Genomic DNA, 23,012 nt, shown 5'->3' with positions numbered 1-23,012 from the left:
AGCCATTGGACAGCCAGAACGGGACCGGCCGCGCGCAGCGCCCGTACGACATCGTGCTCTTCGGGGCCACCGGGTTCGTCGGGCAGCTCACCGCCGAGTATCTGGCGCGGCACGCGCCGGACGACTGCCGGTGGGCGATCGCCGGCCGCAGTCGGCCCAAGCTGGAACGGCTCCGCGAACGCCTCGCGGTGATCGCTCCTTCGTGCGCGGACCTGCCCCTGATCGAGGCTGACGCGGACGATCCGCGCGCCCTGCGGGAACTCGCCGAGTCGGCACGGGTCGTCGCGACGACGGTGGGGCCCTACGTCATGTACGGCGAGGCCCTGGTGGCCGCGTGCGCCGAGGCAGGGACGGACTACGCGGACCTGACGGGCGAGCCGGAATTCGTGGACGCGATGTTCGTACGCCATGACGCGCGCGCCCGTGAGACCGGCGCGCGCCTCGTCCACGCGTGCGGATTCGACTCGGTCCCGCACGATCTGGGTGTCTGGTTCACCGTGCGACAGCTGCCCGAGGGGGTGCCGCTGAGCGTCGACGGGTTCGTCCGCTCCAACGCCATGTTCTCCGGCGGCACCATGGCCTCGGCGCTCACGGCGATGGCGCGCGGCCGCGAAACGCTGCGCGCCGCGCACGAGCGCCGGCTGCACGAGCCGAGACTCGTCGGGCGGCGCGCCCGCGCACCGCTCGGCACGCCGCGCTTCAGCCGGGAGACGGGCGCGTGGGCGCTGCCGCTGCCGACGATCGACGGGCAGATCGTGGCGCGTTCGGCCCGCGCGCTGGAGCGCTACGGCCCCGACTTCCGCTACCGCCACTATGCGGCGGTCCGGTCCCTGCCGATGGCACTCGGCGGCCCGGCGGCCATCGCCACCGGGTTCGCCCTCGCCCAGATCCCGTCGGCCCGCCGTTGGCTGATGAACCGTTACGCACCGGGGGACGGCCCGAGCGCGCACCGCCGTGCGAAGAGCTGGTTCTCGATCCGCTTCGTGGGCGAGGGCGGTGGCCGCCGGGTGTTCACTGAGGTGTCGGGCGGCGACCCCGGGTACGACGAGACGGCGAAGATGCTGTCGGAATCGGCGCTGTGCCTGGCGTTCGACGATCTGCCGGGCGTCGGGGGCGGCCAGTTGACGACGGCGGTGGCGATGGGGGGTGCGCTGGTGTCACGCCTGGACTCGGCGGGGATCGTCTTCCGCGTGGCCGCGACGCGGTAGGCGCGTGGTGGCCGCTGCGCGGGGCTCGGGGGCTCTGCCCCCGGGCCCCGCGCCTCAATCACCGGCGCTGCTCAATCACCGGCGCGCCTCAATCACCGGCGCGGCTCACTGTGTCAGCCCCTGTGGGCTCCGGGCGAAGCCCACAGGGAGGTTGAGGACGCGTCCGAAGGGCGGTACGGGGTTCTGGGACCAGGGGCCGTTTCCGGCAGACCTTGCCGGGCGACCCCTGGTCCCGGTGTGGGCTCAGCGCTTGAGCATGAAGGTGAAGTCGCCGGAGAGCTTGCCGCTCAGGCGGACGGCCGAAACGAGTTTCCCCTCCGTGATCAGTCTTTCGACCTCGGCCCGCGAAAGGCCACAGCCTTCAGCGATCAGTCGCACCGGCCGGACAGGAATCCGCGCCGCAAAGCGGACCGAGACGTCGATCACCTCGCGGTCCAGGTGATCCGACCCGCCGGTGTCGAGATGCCAGGCGTTGTCCCAGTCGAGGGCGATGCGATTACGGCGCCGCACGACCGGATCCTGGAGCAGCTCAGCTGTCAGGCCAGGGTCGTTGTCATGCAGCCGGTCCAGCAGCTCAGGTCGTACGGAGCGCACATTCATCCGCTCCAGGACCGTGAGCTTTGCAGTTTCCCCGCAAGCGGTACAGAGCGCGAGGAGCCAGGCGTCGATGAGCTTGTGGTTTGCGTTGACGCGAAATTTACCGCTTGCCCGGAAGCGCTCGGACGCGCACGCGTGGCAACGACGGAGAACGAGCGGCAGGCAGGTGGGCACGACCACCCAGTTTTTGAGCACAGAAGTACACCGGTTTCAGTGAGAAGTCCGCAGCAAAAAGAAGCGCGGCGCACATGCGCGACGCGCGACGAATCAGCACTCGGGAGGTCTCACAGGGTGTACAACGGCACGTCCTTGACCAGACGACTTGGTTCGGCAGCACGGTAATGGCGCACAGCTGCGCTGTTCCACCGGTTTTCGAGCGCCTCACCGCCAGGTCCTGTCCGGCGGATCACGGACGAAGCCAGAGCCGGATCGCGGCCACTTGTTCTCCGGTCGGTGTGCTGCCGTACCTCCCACAGACGGCCACGCCGGGCGATTCCCTACGGAGCGATCAGTTCGCAATTGCTCGTGGGCAGCCAGGTCGTCGTGGGGTGTCGGGCGGCCAATCCACGCAAGCCGTCAGCGGCAGAAGACGTAGAGCCACACCCGACACCCCTGGGCGGGTCAAGCTGTCTCTTCCCGGCACTCGCGGCGGTTTCTTGCGCGCTCGGGCGGCGTGTTGGTGGGCGCGACAGGAGGTGGAATCCACGCGCGCCATGGACCAGTCGATGCGGCCTGCCGCATCGGCGTCGGCTCGGACGGCCCGCAGGATCTTGTCCCACGTGCCGTTCGCAGAGCAGCGTCTGTGTCGTTCGTCCCTGAGCCCCGGCTTCGGGAGGGGGGGTACCTCCCACCGCCGCCAGGTCCTAGGCGGAGGGCGGGTAGGGGGAAGCGCCCGCCGCGGACGTCACGACCCCGTCGCCTCCAGCAGCGCCCTCCGGCACAGCGCGTCCGCGTGGCGCGTCGTCTCCGGGATGCGGAAGCGCGGCGCCAGGTGCAGTACATGTGCGCACGCCGTGTCCAGCGTCACCCGGTGGCCCGCCGAGACGTAGACCGGCTTCACACCCGACCGGGTGCGCAGCGCCCGGCCGACCTCCTCGCCGTCGTCGGCGCGCAGCGGCGCGAAGTCTCCGCGCCGATCGCCCAGTTCGCCGTGCGTGAAGACGAACGGGTTCTTCGCGACCCCGATCGCCGGCAGTCCCGTCACCACCCCGAGGTGGCTCGCGAGTCCGAAGCGCCGTGGGTGTGCGCGTCCATAGCCGTCGCAGACCACCAGGCCGGGCGGCACGGGCAGGGACTCCAGCGCGGCCAGGACCGTCGGCATCTCCCGGAAGGCGAGCAGGCCGGGGACGTACGGGAAGGAGACGCGGCCGATCGCCGTGGACTGCGCCACGACCTCCAGGGTCGCGGCGTCGAGCACGACGGCCGCCGCGGCGACGATGTCACGCTCGTCGTCGTACGCCACGTCGACACCGGTCACCGACCCGTGGCCGGGCGGTGGCCCGGGCTCGTCCAGGACGACGCGCTTGCGCAGTTCGTCCTGGACGGCCAGGGCGGCCTCTTCGTTCGCGGGCCAGTCGGCGGGCACTTCGACGATCTTCATGGTGGGCCCAGCCTAGTGCGGTGACCGCGTAGGTCCGCCGTGGCCGGCAGTCGGGGCGGATGGATGGTCGGTGACGTCTGTGCAGACCGCTGGAGGTGCTTGGCGGACAGGCCCACGAGGACTGCTCGTCCCTGTGGCAGCCCTGCGCGGACCGATCTCGGTCAGCTGGACGAGCCGGCGTAGCCGTGGTCATCCCATGTGCGGGCGGTCCCGATCGCCGCCGAGTCGGCGGCGATCGGACACCCGGGCCACGTATGGCGACGGGCGCAGCGGTACGGTCGTACGCGATCGCTCGTCCAGCGGGCCAGGGAAGCGCCATTTCGAGCATCGCGAGCCGGTGAACCCGTCCGGTCACAGCACTGGGCCCGCCCGTCCCGAGGCGGTCCTTCCCGGGCACGGACGGTATACGCCACGGCCCCGGCTCCGGCGGACCCCGGGCGGTAATCTGGCGATCATGTTCGTCATGGAATTGACCTATACCGCTCCCGTCGACCGCGTCGAAGAGCTCCTCGCCGCACACGTCGAGTGGCTCGACGCGCTGTACGAGGAGGGCGTGGTCCTCGCCTCCGGCCGCAAGAACCCGCGCGACGGCGGCGTGATCCTGGCCGTGGGGGACGACCGCGCGCGGATCGAGCAGATCGCGGCGGCCGACCCCTTCGTCGTCGGCGAGGTGTGCACGTACCGGATCACGGAGTTCATCGCGACGAAGACCGCGCCCGAACTCGCCGCGTACCGGCAGAAGTTGCCGTCCTAGCTCCGTCCGGTCAGAACTCCAGGCGCGCGACCCGGCCCTTCTCGCCCGACGCCCAGCACCCGAAGTCCGGTGTGCAGTCGACCGTGTCGAACGATCCGGTGTCCACAGTTCGCCACGTACGGCCGCCGTCGACCGTCAGGTCCGTGCCCGTTGGGCCCACGGCGAGCGCGGCGGACTTCAGGTGAGGCAGCCAGGCGACACCCGAGCGGTAGGCGGGCGGCGGTGTCGTCGTCTGGCGCCAGGTGCGCCCGCCGTCGCCCGTGACGGCCGCGGCCCGGGGCGATGCCTCGCCGGAGCGGTAGTCGCCGCCCACGGCGATGCCGTGGGCGCGGTCGCGGAAGGCGAGGGCGAAGACTCCGCGCGCCGGGTCCCCGGCCGGAACGGTCGACTCCGCGACGCTCCAGTTGAGTCCGCGGTCGGCGGAGTGCAGGACGCGGGCCGTTGCCCCTCCCCCGGTGGCCAGCCAGACGTCCTTCGGGCCCGAGCTGACCAGGCACTGGCCGCTCGCGGCGAATCCGGCCTCGCCCGGGAGGGCGGCCGGCATGCCGTCGTTCGGCAGCACCTTCCACGACCGGCCGCCGTCACCCGTCGACAGGATCCGGTACCTGCCGTCGACCGGATCACTCATGGCGAGGCCGTGCCGGCTGTCGAAGAAGGTGAGGCAGTCGTAGAAGGCCCGGGGATCGGTGTTGCGGAACGACTCGGTCCAGGTCGCCCCGCCGTCGTCGGTGCGCAGGACCCGTGACGCCTCGCCCTCGCCGATGGCGAGCGCCACGGCCCGGTGGGCGTCGAACGCCTCGATGTCCCGGAACTCCAGCTCCCCCGCTCCCGGCGGCGAGACGTCCACCCACTCACGGCCGCCGTCACCGGTGCGCAGCACCGTCCCCTTGGAGCCCGCCACCCACGCCACCGTGCGGCTGACGGGCGCGAGGCCGCGGAAGCGAACAGCGGTCCCGGTGTCCTTCAGTTTCCAGGCGGGCAGCGTCGCGGCCGCGCGCGTGTCCGCCTCAGCGGCCGGGCGGGCCGCCTGCGCCGGTACGGCGAGCGCTGCGGAAACCGCAGCCGCGCACAGCCCCACCGACACCATTCGTCTCGTCTTCCCCTTGGACGTCATGGCGCTGGAAGTTAGCCCACGGCCCCAGCGGCGTCCAGAGTGCGAGACGGCGCACGGCACCGGGCAGCGGCGGTGACGCAGCTCACTGGGTTCCCGGATGCACGGATTCCGTTGATCGACCGTCTTCCCCGGTGTCCGGGAGCCCCGGGTCCGACGATTCCACCGAGCCGCACACGAAGGAGCGGGCCTTGTCCACCGTCATCGAGCAGGCCGTTCATGCCCGCCTCGTCTCCTCGGCACCTCGTACGAAGTCGGTTCCGGCGACGCTGCACTACGACCGCCGGGACCCCTTCGCCGTGCGCATCGGTTTCCCGGCGCCGGCGACACTGGAGGGAATCGACACCTCGTGGGCGTTCTCCCGCGAGCTGCTGGCGGAGGGGGTCCATGCGGCAGCCGGTGTCGGAGACGTACGGGTGCGGCCGTACGGCTACGACCGTACGGTGCTGGAGTTCCACGCCCCGGAGGGCATCGCGGTGGTGCACCTCCGCACCGGCGAGCTGCGCCGCTTCCTCGCACGGGCGCAGAGCCTGGTGCCGGCGGGCAGCGAGCACCTGCATCTGGACCTCGACCACGAACTGGCCGAGCTGCTGCGCGACGCCTGCTGATCCGAGGGGCGATCCGCTACATGTCCCTCCGGCCCTTCCCCATCAGGGCATTGAGCTCCCCGTAGTCGTAACCGCCGGCCAGCGACGTGTATGTGCCCGTCCGAAGCAGTTCGACCGCGGCTCGGCGCACAACGGCGTGCGTGGCCTGCGCTATCCCCGATCCGACGCTGACGCGCGCCGCCCCGAGCCGGCCCAGCTCGGCCGCATCGGGGGCGCCGGGGCCGGCCATCACGTTCAGCGGCGCGCCGATGCCCTGTGCCAGGGCCCGCACGGTCCCCGGGTCGGTCACCCCGGGCACGAAGACCCCGTCCGCCCCGGCGGCGACGCACGCGGCGGCCCGCTCCAGCGTCTCGGGCAGCCGGTCCTTCTCCGCGCCGATTCCCGCGAGGTACACGTCGATGCGGGCGTTGACGAAGAGGGGAACACCGGCCGCGTCGGCCGTCGCGCGTGCCGCGGCGATCCGGCGGACGTGTTCGTCCGCGGGCCGCGGGCCGTCCTCGATGTTGATGCCCACGGCGCCGGCGGCCAGCACCGCGCGCACGGTCTCGGCCACGCCGTCGGCATCGACCGCGTAGCCGCCCTCGACGTCCGCCGTGACGGGCACGCCGACGGCCGAGGCGATGCGGGCCACCTGTGCGAGCGCGGCGGTCCGGTCCAGCCGGTCACCGTCGGCGGCGCCGAGGTCCCAGGCGACCCCGGCGCTGGTCGTGGCGACGGCCGCGGCGCCGGCGTCCGCGATGATGCGGGCGCTCGCGGTGTCCCAGGCGTTGGCCAGGAGCAGCGGGCGGCCGGTGGCGTGCAGGGCGTGGAAGCGGAGGGCCAGGTCACGGAGGTTCGTCATGCCCGCACTCAATCAGCGCTCACCCTGCGGCCGCTGGCAGGTTTGCGACATCAACGCCGGGGCCCGGCTCGCACTTTAATCGCGTTGACAGCCTCGCGTCCCGCTCCCTACCGTGAGGGACGGTTCTGTTGTCGTCGATCGGAGTAGGACGTTGCTCGTCTGAGGTTCTGAGACACCGTGCAGCCCGGCTTCCGCCCTGCGCGCATGTGTGCGACCTCGACGCCTCGCCGTCCGCTTTCCGGCCGACCGGGACCTCTTTTTGATCCCGTACGGCTCCGTCGCCACGTGTCCCGGTGTCTCCACCCGTTGCCCTGCCCCCTTCCATGCAACCGGGAGACCCGTATGACCCTCACCCCCACCTTCATCACCCTCTCCTCCCTCGGCTTCGCCTGGCCGGACGGGACGGAGGTCTTCGACGACTTCCAGCTCGCCGTCGGCCCCGGCCGCACGGGCCTGATCGGGCTCAACGGCTCGGGAAAGTCCACCTTGTTGAAGCTGATCGCCGGTGATCTCGCCCCCACGTCGGGCACCGTCCGCGTCGCGGGCGAGGTCGGCTACCTGCCGCAGAATTTGGTCCTCGACACCGGACTGCGGGTCGACGAGGTGCTCGGCATCGCGGCGACGCGCGCGGCGCTGCACGCCATCGAGGGCGGCGATCCGAGCGAGGAGCACTTCACGGCCGTCGGCGACGACTGGGACGTCGAGGAACGCGCCCGCGCCACTCTCGACCAGCTCGGGCTCGGGCACATCGGCCTGGACCGCACCATCGGCGAGGTCTCCGGCGGCGAGGGCGTCCTGCTGCGGCTGGCGGCCCTGCTGCTGGCCCGGCCGGACGTGCTCCTGCTCGACGAGCCCACCAACAATCTCGATCTGTATGCGCGCCGGAGACTCTACGACGCGGTCACCGCCTGGTCCGGGGTCATGGTGATCGTCAGTCACGACCGCGAACTGCTCGAACTAGTCGACCGGATCGCCGACCTGCGGGACGGCGAGGTGAGCTGGTACGGGGGCGGCTTCACGGCATACGAAGAGGCGCTTGCCGTCGAACAGGAGGCGGCGGAGCGGATGATGCGCGTCGCGGAGGCCGACGTACAGCGACAGAAGCGCGAACTGGCGGACGCCCAGGTGAAGTTGGCGCGCCGCAAGCGGTACGGCCAGAAGATGTGGGACACCAAGCGGGAGCCGAAGATCGTGATGGGCGCCCGCAAACGCGCCGCGCAGGAGTCGGCCGGGAAGCACCGCATCATGCACACGGAACGGCTCACGGAGGCGAAGGAGCGTCTGGACGAGGCGGCGGAGGCCGTGCGCGACGACGACGAGATCCGGATCGAACTGCCGCACACCACCGTCCACCCGGGCAAGGAAGTGCTCCGGCTGAGCGGGCTGCGGCTGCGGCACGGGACGGAGGTGCCCGGAGAGCTGGAGGTGCGCGGGCCCGAGCGCATCGCGCTGGTCGGCCGCAACGGCGCCGGCAAGACGACGCTGCTGCGCACTGTGGCCGGAGAGCTGGCGCCGACCGGGGGCGAAGTGGCCGCCCAGGTGCCGCTGCGCTTCCTGCCACAGCGCCTCGACCTGCTCGACGACGAACTGAGCGTGGTGGAGAACGTGGCCCGCTTCGCGCCGGGTGCGACGAACAACGCGATCCGGGCCCGGCTGGCGCGGTTCCTGTTCCGCGGGGCCCTCGCCGACCAGCGGGCGGGCACGCTCTCGGGCGGTGAGCGCTTCCGGGCGGCCCTCGCGGCCCTGCTCCTGGCAGAGCCGGCCCCACAGCTGCTGATGCTGGACGAGCCGACGAACAACCTCGACATGGCGAGCGTGCGCCGCCTGACGGCGGCGCTGGAGTCCTACGAGGGCGCGCTGATCGTGGCAGGCCACGACCTGGCGTTCCTGGAGTCGATCGGGGTCACGCGCCGGCTGCTGCTCGACGACGAGGGGCTGCGGGACATCTCGGCCGACGAGCTGCGGACGGAGGTGTTTCCGGCGGACTGACCGGTCGGGGTGGCAGGGCCGCTTGGGGCGCGGCCCTCCCCCAGTGCGGTGACGTGCCTCTCCCTTCCGTTCCGCCACCTGCCGCCATAACTGAGCGTAAAGGGACATTACGGATCCGGGCTTGGCCGAGGCCTTATCGCACCCTTAACCTACGGTCTCGTAACCTACGAAGCCGTAAGTATTACTCGACCCGCCCCAGGAGCACTCGTGACGATCACCTCTCCCCACCTCGGCAGCTCGGAAGCGTGGACCGACGCCCGGCTGCTGTATGCGCTGGAAGAGGTGGTGGAGAAGGAACTCAACCGCCATCTCAAGGTCGCCAAGGACTGGATGCCGCACGAGTACGTGCCGTTCAGCGACGGCCGGAACTTCCCGGGCATCTTCGAAGACGGCGAGGCCTGGGAGCCGGAGCAGTCCAAGGTCACCGACATCGGCAAGATCGCCCTCGTGGTGAACCTGCTGACCGAGGACAACCTCCCCAGCTACCACCACGAGATCGCCTCCCTCTTCGGCCGCGACGGAGCATGGGGCACCTGGGTGCACCGCTGGACCGCGGAGGAGGGCCGGCACGGCATCGTCATGCGCGACTACCTGCTGACGTCACGCGCCGTGGACCCGGACAAGCTGGAGCAGTTCCGCATGGCGCACATGGCGGAGGGCTTCGAGTCGGACAACCGCCACTCGATGCTGCACTCCGTCGCGTACGTCGCCTTCCAGGAGCTCGCGACCCGCGTCTCGCACCGCAACACCGGCCACCAGTCGGGCGACCCCGTCTGCGACCGGATGCTGGCGCGCATCGCGACGGACGAGAACCTGCACATGGTCTTCTACCGCAATCTGCTGGGCGCGGCGTTCGAGCTCGCCCCCGACCTGACCATGCAGGCCGTCCGTGACGTCGTGGTCAACTTCCGGATGCCCGGGCACGGCATGCCCGGCTTCGAGCGCGCGGCCGCGCAGATGGCGATCGGCGAGATCTACAACATGCGCATCCACCACGACGACGTCCTCCAGCCCGTGCTGCGCTTCCTTAAGGTCATGGACATCGACGGCCTGGGTCCCGATGGCCTCAAGGCGCAGGAAGAGCTCGGCCTGTACATGGGCGGGCTCGACGCGGAGGCGTCGAAGTTCGACGAGAAGCTCGCGGCCCGCAAGGCCCGCATGGCGGCACGCGCCGGGCGCTGACCCCGCGTCTCACCACGCGGCCTCCTGGTAGTCCTTGAGGAACACGCCGGCGACCGGGTCCCCGGCCTCGCCGCGCACGATCGGATCGTAGATCCGGGCGGCTCCGTCGACGACGTCCAGGGGCGTACGGGTGCCGAAGGCGGCGATCCGCGCCTTGCGCGGCGCCGGATTCTCGTCCGTGATCCAGCCGGTGTCGACACTGCACATGTGCACGCCCTCGGCGGCGAGCTGCGCCGCGCTCGTGCGCGTGAGCATGTTCAGTGCCGCCTTGGCCATGTTGGTGTGCGGGTGGCGTGCCGTCTTGTTGCGTACCGCGAACCGTCCCTCCACGGCGGTCACATTGACGATGTACCGCCGCGGCCGGGGCGAGGCCATCAACAGCGGCAGCAGGCGGTCGGCGAGGAGCGCCGGTGCGAGGGCGTTGACCAGCTGGGTCTCCAGCAGCTCCGCGGGGTCGAGCCCGCCGAGCCGCACCGACCACGAGTTCTCCGGCGCGAGGTCGGGCAGCAGGCCCGCCTCGTCGGCCTCCTCCGGCTCCGACAGTACGAGGGAGAGCGCGCCGTCCGCTGCCCCGACGGCCGCCATGGGCGCGTACCCGGGCGCCATGAGCACACGGGGCCGCGGCACGCCGCTCTCCCCCGCGGCCAGGAGCGCGTAGGCCTCCGGCGGGCGGCGGATGGTCTGGGCCGCGTTGTTGACGAGGATGTCCAGCGGCTCGCCGGCGGCACGCAGCCGCTCGCACAGGCCCAGCACCTGCCGGGGGTCGCGCAGATCGACGGCCACGACGGTGACCCGGTCGAGCCACTCGCCGCTGCCGGGCACGGCCCGGAACCGGCGCAGTGTGTCGTCCGGGAACCGGCTGGTGACCAGCAGCTCCGCGCCGTCCCGCAGCATCATCAGGGCAAGCTGGAAGCCGATCTTCACGCGGCCGCCGGTGAGCAGGACCCGCCGGCCGTGGAGGTCGGTGCTCAGCGAGCGCCTGGCGGTGTTGTCCTCGGCGCAGGGCGGGCAGAGGCGGTGGTAGAAACTGTCGACCTGTCGGTAGAGCGTCTTGCAGACATAGCAGTGCCGGGGCCGTGCGTAGTGCTCGACGCCCCTGCCCGGCTCGACGGCCTCGAGCGGCGCGTCCTCCCGCCGGTCGAGCGCTCCGGTGGCGGTCGCGGCCGCGAGAGCGGCATCCGCCTGTGACCGCGCGTGCCGCACGGCCTTGCGGCGCAGGTTGCGGCTCTCCCGCGCGAAGGTCGCGGCGATCTCCTCGCCCCGCATCCGCCGCGGATCCCCCAGGGGCAGTGTGCGCAGCCGTTGCACCATGACGCCGAATGCGTCGAGCTCGTCGTTCGTGACCTGGTCGTTCATACCGCCGCACCACCCCCGTGACTCCGGGCGATCTTAACGACAGCACGTCGACCGGAGCATCCGGATATCCCCACCGCGGTGCGGGGTAGGGGGTTGACGCGGGCTCAGGGATGGATGTTCACGGGCTCGTCGTACCGGTGCGTGGCGCCGGGTCGATGGCCATACGTGGCGAACGACACTGAATACGGCGCGAGCGCAACACCCTGCCCGCCCCGCGAGCAGTCGGCCGGTGTCTGGGCAGCGCCGTCCGCGGACCACTGCAACTCGGTACGGCCCGGGGAACGGAAGCGCCACGTGCGCCGCGTGCCCGCCCCCGCTCGACGGGGCACCCGCCCTCTCCGGATCACCGCAGGTCGGCGCGCCCTCCCCCGCGGCGTCGGTGCCACCGGCGGGCGGGCGGGACCGTGCGGCGGAAGCTAGCGCCCCGCCCGCTCGCGGCCCTGCTTCAGCCGGTGCCGCTCCTTCTCCGAAAGGCCGCCCCATACGCCGAATCGCTCGTCGTGCGCGAGCGCGTACTCCAGGCACGCCACCCGCCCCTCGCACGCTCCGCACAGCTGCTTCGCCTCGCGGGTGGATGATCCGGGGGCCGGGAAGAAGAACTCCGGGCCCGCCTGGGCGCACAGCGCTGTCTCCTGCCAGGCCAGTTCCGGCTCGATGATGGTGTTGATCGCCATGCAGGTCACCTTGCCGCGTGGCGATAAACAGCCGATCAATGAAGCGTCAACAAGCCGGGGCCCAGCCCTTCAGCTCCGTTGCTCCACACCCCGCAGCACCGCGAACCGCGCACCCGCCGGATCCGCGAGCCGGGCGAAGCGGCCCACCCCCTCCATCGTGGTCGGGGGCATCCTGATCTCGCCGCCGAGTTCCTGGGCCGTGGCCGTGCTCGCGTCGCAGTCCGTGACCTCGAAGTACGGGAGCCAGAAGGGTCCTTGGGCCTTCTCCCGGGGATCCGCCGTCAGCGGTACGGCTCCGGCGAACGCCGCCTCGGGGTCCGAGCCGCCCGGCCTGATCAGGGTGTAGTCGCCGCTGCCGTCCGGGAGCGGCATCGTGTCCGTCTCCCAGCCGAGGACGGTGCGGTAGAAGGCGAGCGCGGAGTCCGGCTCGGGGGTGTAAAGCTCCAGCCAGCACAGCGTGCCGGGGTCGTTGACGGCGTCGAGTCCCTTGTTGATGCGCGGCTGCCAGGCGGAGAAGCCCGCCCCCGACGGGTCCATGAAGACCGCCATACGACCCTGGTCGAAGACGTCCATCGGCTCGTACACCACCGAGCCGCCATGGCCCTCGACCGCTTCGGCCGTCGCGTCGAGGTCCGGTGTCTGGAAGTAGACGCTCCAGCCGGCGGGGGCCTGTTCGGCCGGCACGGTCATGCCGGCAGCGACGGTCCTGCCGTCGAGGCGGAACATGCCGTAGCCGCCCGCTTCCGGCCCGGCGGACGCGAATTCCCAGCCGAACAGCCTGCCGTAGAAGAAGGCGGCCGCATCGAGGTCAGGCGTGCCCAGGTCGATCCAGTTCGGGGAGCCGGTGACGTAGTCGGTGCTCAGCATGGTCCCTCCTTCGTGGCCCCCCGGGCGGCGGTTCCTGCGACCGCGGTCCCTGCCGAGTCTGCTACCGAACAGCGCCGGACGCACGCAGTACCGACTCCACGGCGATTCGCGCCCGGCTCAAGTGCGTTGCGGGTGCGCCCGACGCATGGGCAGGATCGGCGTCATGACGTCCAGAAAGGCCGGCGCACTGGTAGGGCGCGCCGCCGGGTGGTCGGCCGTGGCCCGCGCATCCACGTGAAGGCCGCGCCGTACACCGCGTGGAAGGTGTGGGACCTCGGCGTGTCCGCCTAGCGACTCAGTGCGCGTGGCCGCCGTCGGTGGCAGGGTGGTGCGGCTCGTGGCCCGGGATCGTGCCGTCCTCCTTCGCGACCAGCAGCAGCCCGGCCATCCCCATGTCCGAGTGGCTCTGCACGTGGCAGTGGTACATCCAGGCCCCCGCGCCCACGTGTTCGCCCGCGATCACCTGGAAGCCGAACGAGTCCGCCGGGCCGGTGATCTTGTTGTCGATGACCTGGCTGACATCCTCCGGACCGGCCGGCAGGCCCGTCCTGTTGTCCGCCCAGCGGTGACCGTGCAGATGGAAGGTGTGATAGAACTCGCCGTGCGTGATCATGATGATTTCGACGCGGTCGCCCACGGTGGCAAGGAAGTTGGGCGGATCGGCGGCCGGCCGGTTGTTGATCGTCATGTCGTTGAAGACGATCGTGAACTGCTTGTCGGGGAGGACGTCGCCCTTCCTGCGCACCACCAGCGGGCCGTAGAGCCCCTTGCGGATGCCTCCGGAGCCGTGGTCGGTGCCCACGACGTGGTCGTGGTAGTGCCAGTAGCCCGCGCTGCCGGGCCGCCAGGTCCCGTCGGCCCGTCTGCCGGGGGCGTGGGTGCGCCAGGTGTAGGTGCGGGTGGCGCCCGGTTCGACATGGCTCCGGCTCATCTTCGTGCCGTCGTTGTGGATGTCGTAGTCGACGCCGTGCGGATGCAGGCTGACGGGCACGTCCATCAGGTTCTCGAACTCGATGTGGAGCGTGTCGCCCTCGTTCAGTTCGATCAGCGGGCCAGGGACGGTCGCCTTGCCCTTCTCCAGGCCGTAGCCCATCGAACCGTTCGCCAGTTTCTCGGCGTACAGCTTGAGGTGGCGTACCAGACCGCCTGCCGGGGCAGTCTTCGGTGACGCTGCCGCGGCGGGGGCGGCGTTGGAGGTCGAGGCAGGGGACAACGATGTCATTCCCGTGGCCGCGACGCCGCCCGCGATCAGGCGCCGGTTGAAGCTGCGTCTGTCCATGCCGAACTCTCCAGTCGTCGGCGGAGATTGAGGGGCGTGGCGGCGCCCCCGGGGACGGCCATACGGTAGCCGGGCCCCCTCTGTTTATCCACGGTCAGGACAAAGTTCGTTCTTCTCCGGCCATACCTATTGGCGAACCGTCAAAAGAGGTCTAGCTTCAACGGCTGTCGTTGTGACCAAAGAGGGGTGGGTGACCACATGCAGCGCGCACCACATCACCGGTCGAGATCCCGAAGAGGGCTTCTGGGTGCGGCACTTGGCGTCGGAGCCCTGACCGCTTCACTCCTGGGCGGCAACGCCGCCTCGGCCAGACCGTATCCGGATGCGCCCCCGACAACGTTGTCCCTCCCCTCTCCGCCGGGCGGCGCGAACGTGAGGGTGCTCGTCTTCCACGCATCGGCGACCCAGGAGTCGCCGACCGTGAACGCGGGGATCTCCGCGATCGAGACGATCGGGCTGACCGGTCCCGCCGAAGGCCGGTTCAGGACCGAGGCCACCGACGACCCGGCCGTGTTCACCGACGCCAAGCGGCTCGGCAGGTTCAACGCGGTCGTGTTCCTGACCGGCGGCGGCGATGTGCTCGACCCGGAGCAGGAGGCCGGGCTCGAGTCGTACCTGGAGGCGGGCGGCGGATTCGTCGGCATCCACGACGCCGCGCGCACGGAGCCGTACTCGGACTGGTTCACCGGGCTTATCGGCGCCCGGCCGGCAGGGCCCGCGAGCAGCACCCAGCGGGCGGTCGTCGAGGTCGGTGACCGCCGGCATCCGGCCACCCGGTCCCTCCCGCTGAACTGGCGGCGGCCCGACAAGTGGTTCAACTGGGCGCAGAATCCTTCCGGAGCGGTGCACACCGTGGCCCGGCTCAAGGAAAATTCGTACACCCCTGCCGAGAAGCCCAACGGCTGGGACCACCCGGTCTCCTGGTGCCGCGACTACGACGGCGGACGGTCCTTCTACACCGGTATGGGCGGTACGGTCGACAGCTTCGCCGAGAGCGACTTCCGCGACCACCTGCGCGGCGCGCTCGCATGGACGACGCGCCTGTCGCAGGCCGACTGCAAGGCCACGATCGACGCCAACTACACGGCCGAGCGCGTCACCAAGCCCAACCAGCCCGGCCGGAACGACCAGATCGGCGAACCCCACGGCCTGGTCGTGGCACCCGACGGCCGGGTGCTCTACATCGGTCGCGGCGGCGCCGACTCGAGCGTGCCGGTCGTCAGGGACTGGAACAACCCCAACATCGGCAAGGGCAACGGCGAGATCCACGTCTACGACCCGTCAACGGGCAAGGTGACCAAGGCCGGTGCCCTGACCGTCTTCGGCAACAAGGGCGGCGGCGACGAGCTGATCAAGAACGAGGAAGGCCTGCTCGGCATCGAGCTCGACCCGGACTTCATGACCAACGGCTGGGTGTATCTGCACTACACGCCGCACTCGCGGATCAACCGCGATACGCACACGGCCGAGCGGCGCGTCTCCCGCTTCACACTCGACCTCGCCACCAACACGCTCGATACGGCGAGCGAAAAGGTGCTGCTGCACTGGCCGGTACAGATCCACAGCTGCTGCCACGCGGGCGGCGGCATGGCCTGGGACTCGAAAGGCAACCTCTACATCGCCACGGGTGACAACAACTCCTCGGGCTTCAGCGGCGGTTACTCCGGCAACAACCCGGAGCCGGACTTCCAGGGCGTCTCGTTCGCCGACGCGCGCCGCACCGCGGGCAACACCCACAACCTCAACGGCAAGATCCTGCGGATCCACCCCGAGGACGACGGCACCTACACCCTCCCCGAGGGCAATCTGTTCACGGGCCGGGAGATGGCCGAGGGCGGCGGCAAGACGCGCGGTGAGATCTATGTGATGGGCGTACGGAACCCGGCGCGCGTCTTCGTCGACCAGCAGACGGACATCCTCTACGCGGGCTGGGTCGGCCCCGACGCGGGCGCGCCGTCGACGACGTGGGGCCCGGCCAAGTACGACACCTTCGCGGCGATCACCAAGGCGGGCAACCACGGCTGGCCGTACTGCATGGGCAACAAGCAGCCCTACCGCGACCGGAATCTGCCGGACCCCAGCGTGCCGCTCGGCTGGTACGACTGCGACGCGCCGAAGAACGAGTCACCGAACAACGACGGTCTGGTGAATCTGCCGCCCGTCACGGCCAACACCATCTGGTACTCGCCGCAGGGCGGCGGCGTGGACTACCCGCGTGACGCGAACGGCGTCCCGAGCTACAAGCAGGAGGAGCAGAAGCTGCTCATGCCGTGGCTCAGGGGCGGCGGCCAGGCGACGATGAACGGTCCGGTCTACCGCTTCGACGCGGCGAGCGACTCCCGCGTCAAGTGGCCCTCCTACTGGGACGGCAAGTGGTTCGTCGGTGACTTTTACGACGGAGACCAGCCGCGGCACGCGGTGCTCACCGATCCGCGGACCGTGGGGCAGGGCGGCATCCCGGTGCACGCCGAGTCCCTGAAGAAGATCGTCCCCGTCGGCGCCGGCGGCATCCGCAACCTCATGGACTGGAAGTTCGCCCCGGACGGCTCGCTGTACGTGCTCGACTACGGCCGCGGCTTCTTCACCTCCGACTCCAACTCCGCGCTGTGGCGTGTGACCTACAAGGGCGGCGGGGCGACCCCGGCCGCGGACCAGCTGGCGAGGAAGGCGGCGCAGTGAGAACGGGACACCGAACGGCGAGCCTGTGGACGGCCCTGCTGGCCGCGGTGGCCATGGTCGTGGGACTGACGTCCGCGGTGGCGTACGGCAGGACCGACGACGACCGGGTGACCGAGGCGGCCCAGGTGCTGACCTGGACGGCGGGCGACCCCATCGACCGCTATCTGTCCTTCCCCACCACGGCGGTGGCGGGGGCGGCCACGATCGTCTTCGAGAACAGCACGGCCACCGGCAACACGACCGGCATGCCGCACACCCTGACCTTCGACGTCTCGGACCCCGAGTACAACAACGACGTGCCGCTGAACATCCTGGCGAACCCCAACGACGACATGGGCGGCCGGCACACCGCCGAGGTCACACTGACGCCGGGCCGCTACCTCTTCACGTGCACGATCCCCGGTCACGGCCAGATGCAGGGCATCCTCACGGTGACCGAGGGCGGTGGTGCGGACACCACCGCCCCCGAGACCACGGTGAAGGTCGACGGCGACAGGAACGCCGACGGCGCGTACATCGGCCAGGCCACGGTGACCGTGGGCGCGACCGACTCGGGCTCGGGCGTGGACAGGGTCGAGTACGCCGTGGGCGCGGACGGACCCTGGCAGCCGTACACCGCCCCGGTGGTCGTCGACGAGGTCGGCGCCCACACCGTCCGCTACCGGGCGAGTGACAAGGCGGGCAACACAGCGGCCGAGAAGTCCGTCGACTTCACGGTCGTCGCCCCGCCCACCGACGACACGACACCGCCGGAGACCTCGGCGACCGTCAGCGGCGACAAGAACTCCGACGGCGCGTACATCGGCCGCGCCGAGGTGACGGTGTCGGCGACGGACTCCGGTTCGGGCGTGGACCGCGTCGAGTTCTCGCTCGACGGCGGGCCCTACCTCGCCTACACCACGCCGGTGATCGTCGACCGGGTCGGCTACCACACGCTGCTGTACCGGGCGACGGACAAGGCGGGCAACACCTCCGCGGCGAAGAGCGTCGCGTTCTCGGTGGCCGAGGGCGGCGGAGTGCCGCCGCCCAACTGCCCCGAGTACGACGAGCGGCCGACCGTGATCGTCGGCACCGTGGACACCGGCATCCCGAACCGGATGACGGGCAGCCGCTGCACGATCAACGAGCTGATCGAGGACGAGAAGGACTGGTCCTCGCACGCCCTGTTCCTCAAGCACGTCGACGGTGTGATCGACGGGCTGCTCGCCGACGGTGTCATCGACGAGCGCGAGCACAGGAAGATCTACCGGGCGGCCAAGGAGTCGGGCATCGGCAAGCCCGGCCGGACGGCCGGCTACCGGGACCTCTTCGACGGCACCCAGGAGACCTTCGCCAAGTGGGAGCAGGTCGGCGGCGGCAGGTTCGCGCTGGGCGACGACGGCGCCATGACCAGCAGCACCACGGTGCCGGGCATGGGGATGCTGTGGTTCCCGCAGCGGCAGTACGGCGACTTCTCGCTGAAGCTGCAGTGGCGGGACGACGCCCCGGGGTCGGGCAACGCCAACGGCGGTGTTTTCGTCCGCTTCCCGTACGTCCACGACAACCCGGAGGAGTCACGTCCGGAGTGGGTCGCCATCAAGTACGGCCATGAGGTGCAGATCCTGGACCGGCCGGACGGCGACATGTACAAGTCGGGTTCGATCTACGGATTCGACCGCGTGGGCCTCGGCGGTGCAGGGGTCACCCCGAAGGGCACCTGGAACGACTACGAGATCAGGGTCGAGGGCCAGCACTACTCGGTCTTCCGCAACGGCAAGCTGGTCAACGAGTTCGACAACACCGGCGGGCAGGTCTTCGAGCCGCCGCGCTCCGACGACCCGGGCACCGACGGCCGGCGCTATGCCTCCGGCTACATCGGCCTCCAGGTCCACGGCACGACGGATGTGATCTCCTACCGCAACATCAGGGTCAAGGAGCTGTAGGCCAACTCCGCACACACAGCAGGCACGGACGGCGGTTCTCCTCCCCCACCGCGGGGAGGAGAGCCGCCGTCCGCCGTACGCGCGGTCAGTCCGTCGCCTTCTTCGCCCTGCTGGGCTGCACCCGCTTCGGCTCGCCCGGCATCTTCGGGTACTCCGGCGGATAGGGCAGGTCACCGAGCCCGTGGTCCGCCTCGTCCTTGCGGGCGATCTCCAGCAGGCTCTCCAGGCTGAAACGGTGGTCGTCCATGTCCGCGTGGACGTCACCGACCTCGGCGTAGCGCCCGGGCATCGTCTTGATGTCGAAGTCCTCGGGGCGTGCGATGTCGAGCTCGTCCCAGCGCAGCGGGGCCGAGACGGGGGCGTGCGGGCGGGGCCGTACGGAGTAGGCGGAGGCGATGGTGCGATCGCGGGCCGTCTGGTTGTAGTCGACGAAGATGCGCCGGCCGCGTTCCTCCTTCCACCACTTGATCGTCACCCGGTCCGGCATCCGGCTCTCCAGCTGCCGCCCGCAGGCGATGGCGGCGCGGCGGACCTGGGTGAAGCTCCAGCGGGGCTCGATCGGCACGAAGACGTGCACGCCGCGTCCACCGGAGGTCTTGGGCCAGCCCCGCAGTCCGGCCTCGTCGAGGACGGCGCGCAGTTCGTGGGCTGCCCGCACGGCGTCGTCGTAGTCCGTGCCGGGCTGCGGGTCGAGGTCGATGCGCAGCTCGTCGGGGTGGTCGGTGTCGTCGCGGCGGACGGGCCACGGGTGGAAGGTGACGGTGCCGAGGTTGGCTGCCCAGATGACAGCGGCGGGTTCGTCGGGGCACATCTCGTCGGCGGAACGGCCGGAGGGGAAGGTGATGTGCGCGGTGGGGATCCAGTCCGGGAGATATTTGGGGACGCGCTTCTGGAAGAACGATTCGCCGGTCACTCCCTCGGGGTAGCGCTCCAGCGTCGTGGGGCGGCCGCGCAGGGCCCGGGTGATGCCCTCGCCGACGGCCAGGTAGTAGGTGACCATGTCCAGCTTGGTCCAGCCGCGCTCGGGGAAGTACACCTTGTCGGGATTGGACACCCGGACGGTGCGCTCCCCCACTTCCAGTTCCACCGCTCCAGCCATGCCCGCCAGCGTAGGCCGTGCCGAGTGGGGCCGCATGCCGGAGAATCGGCCCATGGATCTGCCCGTGATGCCGCCCGTGAAGCCGATGCTGGCCAAGTCCGTGAAGGAGATCCCGCCCGGAATGCAGTACGAGGCGAAGTGGGACGGCTTCCGGGCGATCGTCCACCGCGACGGCGACGAACTCGTCATCGGCTCCCGCACCGGCAAGCCGCTGACCCGGTACTTCCCCGAGCTGGTCGCCCAGCTCCTCGGCCAGTTGCCCGGGCGCTGCGTCGTCGACGGGGAGATCGTCATCGCGCACGAGGGCCGGCTCGACTTCGACCGGCTCACCGAGCGCATCCATCCGGCCGACTCCCGGGTCCGCATGCTCGCCGAGCGCACACCCGCGAGCTTCGTCGTCTTCGATCTGCTCGCCCTCGGCGACGAGTCCTTGCTCGACGCACCGCTCACGGTACGGCGGACCACGCTGGAGCGGGCCCTGACGGGCGTCCGGCCGCCGGTCCATCTCGCCCCCTCGACGACGGACGTGGCGGTGGCGGAACAGTGGTTCGAGCAGTACGAGGGCGCCGGCCTCGACGGGGTCGTCGCCAAGCCGCTGGATCTGCCCTACCGGCCGGACACCCGGCTGATGTACAAGATCAAGCACGAGCGGACCGCGGACGTCGTCGTGGCCGGTTACCGCTTCCACAAGAGCGGTCCGGTCGTGGGCTCCCTGCTGCTCGGGCTGTACGACCACTCCGGGGCGCTCCAGCACGTCGGCGTGTGCGCTGCGTTCTCCGTGCGGAAGCGTCAGGAGCTGGTGGAGGAGCTGGAGCCGCTGCGGATGGAGGACGTCTCGGAGCACCCGTGGGCGCGCTGGGCCGAGGAGAGCGCGCACGAGAGCGCGCGGCTGCCCGGCGCGCCGAGCCGCTGGTCGGGCAAGAAGGACCTGTCCTGGGTGGCGCTGCGGCCCGAGCGGGTGATGGAGGTGGCGTACGACCACATGGAGGGCGACCGCTTCCGGCACACCGCGCAGTTCCGGCGGTGGCGGCCCGACCGGGAGCCCTCCAGTTGCACGTACGAACAACTTCAGGAGCCGGTGCGGTACGACCTGGACGAGGTGCTGTCGGCTCCCGGGCGGTGAGCGGCGCTCACCGCCCGGTGGGCGCAGGCCCCTGCCGCGCCGGGGCGGCGCCAGGGCCCGCGTGAGCGGAGGACGTCAGGCGTAGAGCGCCTTGATCTCGGCGGCGTAGGCCGCGGCGACCGCATGCCGCTTGATCTTCAGGGACGGCGTCAGCAGGCCGTTCTCCTCCGTGAACTCGCCCGCGACGATGCGGAAGCGGCGGATGGACTCGGCGCGTGACACCGCCGCGTTGGCGTGGTCGACGGCCCGCTGGACGTCGGCGATCAGCTCGGGGTCCTCGCACAGCCGCGCGAGCGGCGTGTCCTTCGGCCTTTTGCGCACGGTGAGCCAGTGCTCCATCGCCTCGGGCTCCAGGGTGATCAGGGCCGCGACATGGGGCCGGTTGTCGCCGACGACGATGCACTGGCCGACGGGCGGGCGGCTGCGCAGCCGGTCTTCGAGGACGGCGGGCGCGACGTTCTTGCCGCCGGAGGTGACGAGGATGTCCTTCTTCCGGCCGGTGATCGTCAGATAGCCGTCGTCGTCGAGTGATCCGAGGTCGCCGGTGGCGAACCAGCCGTCCGCGAGGGCCTCGCCGGTCGCCGCCGTGTTGTTCCAGTACGCGCCGAAGACGATGCCGCCCTTGATCAGCACCTCGCCGTCGCCGGCGATCCGGATCGCCGTGCCCGGCACCGGCTGCCCGACGGTGCCCGGGCGCGGCGCGAGCGGCGGGATGATCGTGGCGGCCGCGGTGGTCTCGGTCAGTCCGTATCCCTCGTAGATCACGATGCCGGCCGCGCAGAAGAAGAGGTTGAGCTCGCGGTCGAGCGGGGAGCCACCGCTGATCGCATAGCGGAGCCGGCCGCCGAGCTCGGTGCGGATGCGGCGGTAGACCAGCAGGTCGTACAGGGCCCAGGCCAGGGTGAGACCGACGCCGGGCCCTCTGCCGGTGCCCAGGAACCTGGCGAGATACGCCTCCGCGAACCGTACGCCGATGCGGTGGGCGCGGTCGAAGGAGGCGCCGCGGCCGATCTTCTCGGCCGTGGCCCGGCCGGTGTCGTGGATCTTCTCGAAGAGGTAGGGGACGCCGACGACGAAGGTGGGCCGGAAGCGCCGCAGCTCCGGCCTGAGCTCGTCGGGCTTGATGCTCGGGCAGTGGCCGAGCTCGATACGGGCCATCAGACAGGCGATCTGGATGGTCCGGCCCAGAATGTGGGCGAGCGGCAGGAACAGGAGCGTGGACGCCGCCTGCCCGGTGACCGCCTGGAAGACGGGGTGCAGCAGTTCCACGGTGTTGGCGGCCTCGGCGTGCAGGTTCGCGTGGGTCAGGACGCAGCCCTTGGGCTTCCCTGTGGTGCCGGAGGTGTAGCAGAGGGTGGCGACCGTGTCGGGCGTCAGGGCGGCCCGCCGCTTGGTGATCTCCTCGTCCGGGACGTTTCGGCCGAGTGTGGTGAGTGTCTCCATCGCCGCGTCGTCGAAGGTCCACACTCGGGGCTCCCCGTCGAGCCCACAAGCGGCGGCGGTCACGGTCGCCGCGTGCTCGGCGGTCTCGGCGACGACATGCCGTGCGCCGCTGTCGTGCATGATCCAGGCGACCTGCTCGACGGAGGAGGTGGCGTAGACGGGGACGCTCTGGCCACCGGCGGCCCAGATCGCGAAGTCGATCACGGTCCACTCGTAGCGGGTTCGGGACATCACGGCGACCCGTCCGCCCGGCTCAAGCCCCGCGGCGATCAATCCCTTCGCGGCCGCCGTGACTTGGCGGGCGAAGCCGGCGGCCGTGACGGGGCGCCAGTGACCGTCGTCACCCTTGCGCCGGAGGATTACCGATGCGGGTGCTTCGGCGGCATTCGCGTAAGGTATGTCGGCGGTGCTGCCGGATGCGGACGGCCGGGCGAGATGTGCGGTGCGCGCCTCTCGTACGACGCCGTCCTCCCTGACCAGTTCCACCGGGACGCGGTCGGCGAGATCGCTGTGCTTTTTCGCCCTCTTCAGATCCTTGTGTACGCCCATGGTCGGCTCCTGTTCGCGGCTCTCGCGTTGCGCGGGCGGGGAGTTGACGGGACCTCGGCACTTACTCGAGGGTCAACTTACTCTCGCGTATCGACAAAGCAACGGGGCGATCAGCAACCGATGCCGCACAA

Annotated in this window: 18 protein-coding genes and 1 pseudogene; 8 read left to right on the top strand and 11 right to left on the bottom strand. The window is 70.7% G+C overall.

Features of this window, described 5'->3' with window-relative positions; translation table 11 throughout:
• The first annotated feature begins 5 nt into the window (after window positions 1-5).
• Window positions 6-1,208 (top strand): trans-acting enoyl reductase family protein, encoded by a 1,203-nt coding sequence (locus J7E88_RS03900; protein ID WP_215177164.1) that lies wholly within the window; start codon window positions 6-8, stop codon window positions 1,206-1,208.
• A gap of 243 nt (window positions 1,209-1,451) precedes the next feature.
• On the opposite strand, the gene J7E88_RS03895 is transcribed toward J7E88_RS03900, so the two are convergent.
• The 3 genes and pseudogenes from J7E88_RS03895 to J7E88_RS03885 all read right to left on the bottom strand — a co-directional run bounded on the left by J7E88_RS03895 (window position 1,452) and on the right by J7E88_RS03885 (window position 3,405).
• Entirely contained in the window at window positions 1,452-2,000 is a 549-nt protein-coding gene (locus J7E88_RS03895) for a DUF1062 domain-containing protein (RefSeq protein ID WP_215177162.1), read from the bottom strand.
• A 436-nt stretch (window positions 2,001-2,436) separates the two neighbouring features.
• A pseudogene (locus J7E88_RS03890) lies at window positions 2,437-2,616 on the bottom strand (IS5/IS1182 family transposase); the annotation flags it as partial.
• Between the two features lie 93 nt (window positions 2,617-2,709).
• A complete protein-coding gene (locus J7E88_RS03885; protein WP_215177160.1) occupies window positions 2,710-3,405 on the bottom strand; it encodes an endonuclease V in 696 nt (231 codons plus the stop codon).
• A 454-nt stretch (window positions 3,406-3,859) separates the two neighbouring features.
• On the opposite strand from J7E88_RS03885, the gene J7E88_RS03880 reads away from it, so the two are divergent.
• Window positions 3,860-4,159 (top strand): YciI family protein, encoded by a 300-nt coding sequence (locus J7E88_RS03880; protein WP_215177158.1) that lies wholly within the window; start codon window positions 3,860-3,862, stop codon window positions 4,157-4,159.
• Between the two features lie 10 nt (window positions 4,160-4,169).
• Here the strand turns inward: J7E88_RS03880 and J7E88_RS03875 are convergent, their stop codons facing one another.
• Entirely contained in the window at window positions 4,170-5,273 is a 1,104-nt protein-coding gene (locus J7E88_RS03875) for an oxidoreductase (RefSeq protein WP_215177156.1), read from the bottom strand.
• 188 nt (window positions 5,274-5,461) lie between these two features.
• Between J7E88_RS03875 and J7E88_RS03870 the strand changes: the two genes are divergently transcribed.
• Window positions 5,462-5,878: an SsgA family sporulation/cell division regulator gene (locus tag J7E88_RS03870; RefSeq protein WP_215177154.1), complete on the top strand. Its 417-nt coding sequence runs from the start codon at window positions 5,462-5,464 to the stop codon at window positions 5,876-5,878.
• Window positions 5,879-5,894: 16 nt separating this feature from the next.
• Here J7E88_RS03870 and J7E88_RS03865 read toward each other — a convergent pair whose 3' ends face one another.
• Window positions 5,895-6,719, bottom strand: coding sequence for an isocitrate lyase/phosphoenolpyruvate mutase family protein (locus J7E88_RS03865; RefSeq protein ID WP_215177152.1), 825 nt, complete (start codon window positions 6,717-6,719; stop codon window positions 5,895-5,897).
• 342 nt (window positions 6,720-7,061) lie between these two features.
• Here J7E88_RS03865 and J7E88_RS03860 point away from each other — a divergent pair, with 342 nt between their 5' ends.
• Window positions 7,062-8,708 carry an ABC-F family ATP-binding cassette domain-containing protein gene (locus tag J7E88_RS03860; protein WP_215177150.1) on the top strand — a complete coding sequence of 549 codons (1,647 nt, stop codon included), beginning with the start codon at window positions 7,062-7,064 and terminating at the stop codon, window positions 8,706-8,708.
• 207 nt (window positions 8,709-8,915) lie between these two features.
• Window positions 8,916-9,890, top strand: a complete 975-nt coding sequence (locus J7E88_RS03855) for an acyl-ACP desaturase (protein WP_215177148.1) — start codon at window positions 8,916-8,918, stop codon at window positions 9,888-9,890.
• A gap of 9 nt (window positions 9,891-9,899) precedes the next feature.
• On the opposite strand, the gene J7E88_RS03850 is transcribed toward J7E88_RS03855, so the two are convergent.
• From J7E88_RS03850 to J7E88_RS03835, 4 genes are all read right to left on the bottom strand, one after another.
• Window positions 9,900-11,246, bottom strand: a complete 1,347-nt coding sequence (locus tag J7E88_RS03850) for an SDR family NAD(P)-dependent oxidoreductase (RefSeq protein WP_215177146.1) — start codon at window positions 11,244-11,246, stop codon at window positions 9,900-9,902.
• A gap of 416 nt (window positions 11,247-11,662) precedes the next feature.
• Complete coding sequence (locus tag J7E88_RS03845; protein ID WP_215177144.1) at window positions 11,663-11,920, bottom strand: WhiB family transcriptional regulator; 258 nt, start codon at window positions 11,918-11,920, stop codon at window positions 11,663-11,665.
• A 69-nt stretch (window positions 11,921-11,989) separates the two neighbouring features.
• Window positions 11,990-12,787, bottom strand: coding sequence for a VOC family protein (locus J7E88_RS03840; protein ID WP_215177142.1), 798 nt, complete (start codon window positions 12,785-12,787; stop codon window positions 11,990-11,992).
• A gap of 295 nt (window positions 12,788-13,082) precedes the next feature.
• Entirely contained in the window at window positions 13,083-14,066 is a 984-nt protein-coding gene (locus J7E88_RS03835; RefSeq protein WP_215177140.1) for a multicopper oxidase domain-containing protein, read from the bottom strand.
• 198 nt (window positions 14,067-14,264) lie between these two features.
• Here J7E88_RS03835 and J7E88_RS03830 point away from each other — a divergent pair, with 198 nt between their 5' ends.
• The gene (locus tag J7E88_RS03830) at window positions 14,265-16,745 is read left to right on the top strand and encodes a ThuA domain-containing protein (protein WP_215177136.1); all 2,481 of its coding nucleotides are present in this window, start codon (window positions 14,265-14,267) and stop codon (window positions 16,743-16,745) included.
• 53 nt (window positions 16,746-16,798) lie between these two features.
• Window positions 16,799-18,667 carry an OmpL47-type beta-barrel domain-containing protein gene (locus J7E88_RS03825; RefSeq protein ID WP_215177485.1) on the top strand — a complete coding sequence of 623 codons (1,869 nt, stop codon included), beginning with the start codon at window positions 16,799-16,801 and terminating at the stop codon, window positions 18,665-18,667.
• 85 nt (window positions 18,668-18,752) lie between these two features.
• Here the strand turns inward: J7E88_RS03825 and ligD are convergent, their stop codons facing one another.
• Entirely contained in the window at window positions 18,753-19,766 is a 1,014-nt protein-coding gene (ligD, locus tag J7E88_RS03820) for a non-homologous end-joining DNA ligase (RefSeq protein WP_215177135.1), read from the bottom strand.
• 52 nt (window positions 19,767-19,818) lie between these two features.
• Here ligD and J7E88_RS03815 point away from each other — a divergent pair, with 52 nt between their 5' ends.
• Window positions 19,819-20,889 (top strand): ATP-dependent DNA ligase, encoded by a 1,071-nt coding sequence (locus J7E88_RS03815; protein ID WP_215177134.1) that lies wholly within the window; start codon window positions 19,819-19,821, stop codon window positions 20,887-20,889.
• A 75-nt stretch (window positions 20,890-20,964) separates the two neighbouring features.
• Here the strand turns inward: J7E88_RS03815 and J7E88_RS03810 are convergent, their stop codons facing one another.
• Complete coding sequence (locus J7E88_RS03810) at window positions 20,965-22,881, bottom strand: long-chain fatty acid--CoA ligase (protein WP_215177133.1); 1,917 nt, start codon at window positions 22,879-22,881, stop codon at window positions 20,965-20,967.
• Window positions 22,882-23,012 lie beyond the last annotated feature (131 nt).

Origin of the sequence: Streptomyces sp. ISL-10, from assembly GCF_018614575.1 — a bacterium.
Lineage (GTDB): Bacteria > Actinomycetota > Actinomycetes > Streptomycetales > Streptomycetaceae > Streptomyces.
The sequence above is the reverse complement of the archived record's forward strand: the minus strand, read 5'-3'. Positions and strand labels throughout refer to the sequence as shown.

What these genes read in the sequence shown, in the direction of transcription:
- J7E88_RS03865 (WP_215177152.1), bottom strand. Translation starts at nt 6,719, where the DNA reads ATGACGAACCTCCGTGACCTGGCCCTCCGCTTCCACGCCCTGCACGCC.
- J7E88_RS03850 (WP_215177146.1), bottom strand. Translation starts at nt 11,246, where the DNA reads ATGAACGACCAGGTCACGAACGACGAGCTCGACGCATTCGGCGTCATG.
- J7E88_RS03815 (WP_215177134.1), top strand. Translation starts at nt 19,819, where the DNA reads ATGGATCTGCCCGTGATGCCGCCCGTGAAGCCGATGCTGGCCAAGTCC.
- ligD (WP_215177135.1), bottom strand. Translation starts at nt 19,766, where the DNA reads ATGGCTGGAGCGGTGGAACTGGAAGTGGGGGAGCGCACCGTCCGGGTG.
- J7E88_RS03810 (WP_215177133.1), bottom strand. Translation starts at nt 22,881, where the DNA reads ATGGGCGTACACAAGGATCTGAAGAGGGCGAAAAAGCACAGCGATCTC.
- J7E88_RS03830 (WP_215177136.1), top strand. Translation starts at nt 14,265, where the DNA reads ATGCAGCGCGCACCACATCACCGGTCGAGATCCCGAAGAGGGCTTCTG.
- J7E88_RS03825 (WP_215177485.1), top strand. Translation starts at nt 16,799, where the DNA reads ATGGTCGTGGGACTGACGTCCGCGGTGGCGTACGGCAGGACCGACGAC.
- J7E88_RS03885 (WP_215177160.1), bottom strand. Translation starts at nt 3,405, where the DNA reads ATGAAGATCGTCGAAGTGCCCGCCGACTGGCCCGCGAACGAAGAGGCC.
- J7E88_RS03845 (WP_215177144.1), bottom strand. Translation starts at nt 11,920, where the DNA reads ATGGCGATCAACACCATCATCGAGCCGGAACTGGCCTGGCAGGAGACA.
- J7E88_RS03880 (WP_215177158.1), top strand. Translation starts at nt 3,860, where the DNA reads ATGTTCGTCATGGAATTGACCTATACCGCTCCCGTCGACCGCGTCGAA.
- J7E88_RS03840 (WP_215177142.1), bottom strand. Translation starts at nt 12,787, where the DNA reads ATGCTGAGCACCGACTACGTCACCGGCTCCCCGAACTGGATCGACCTG.
- J7E88_RS03875 (WP_215177156.1), bottom strand. Translation starts at nt 5,273, where the DNA reads ATGACGTCCAAGGGGAAGACGAGACGAATGGTGTCGGTGGGGCTGTGC.
- J7E88_RS03835 (WP_215177140.1), bottom strand. Translation starts at nt 14,066, where the DNA reads ATGGACAGACGCAGCTTCAACCGGCGCCTGATCGCGGGCGGCGTCGCG.
- J7E88_RS03860 (WP_215177150.1), top strand. Translation starts at nt 7,062, where the DNA reads ATGACCCTCACCCCCACCTTCATCACCCTCTCCTCCCTCGGCTTCGCC.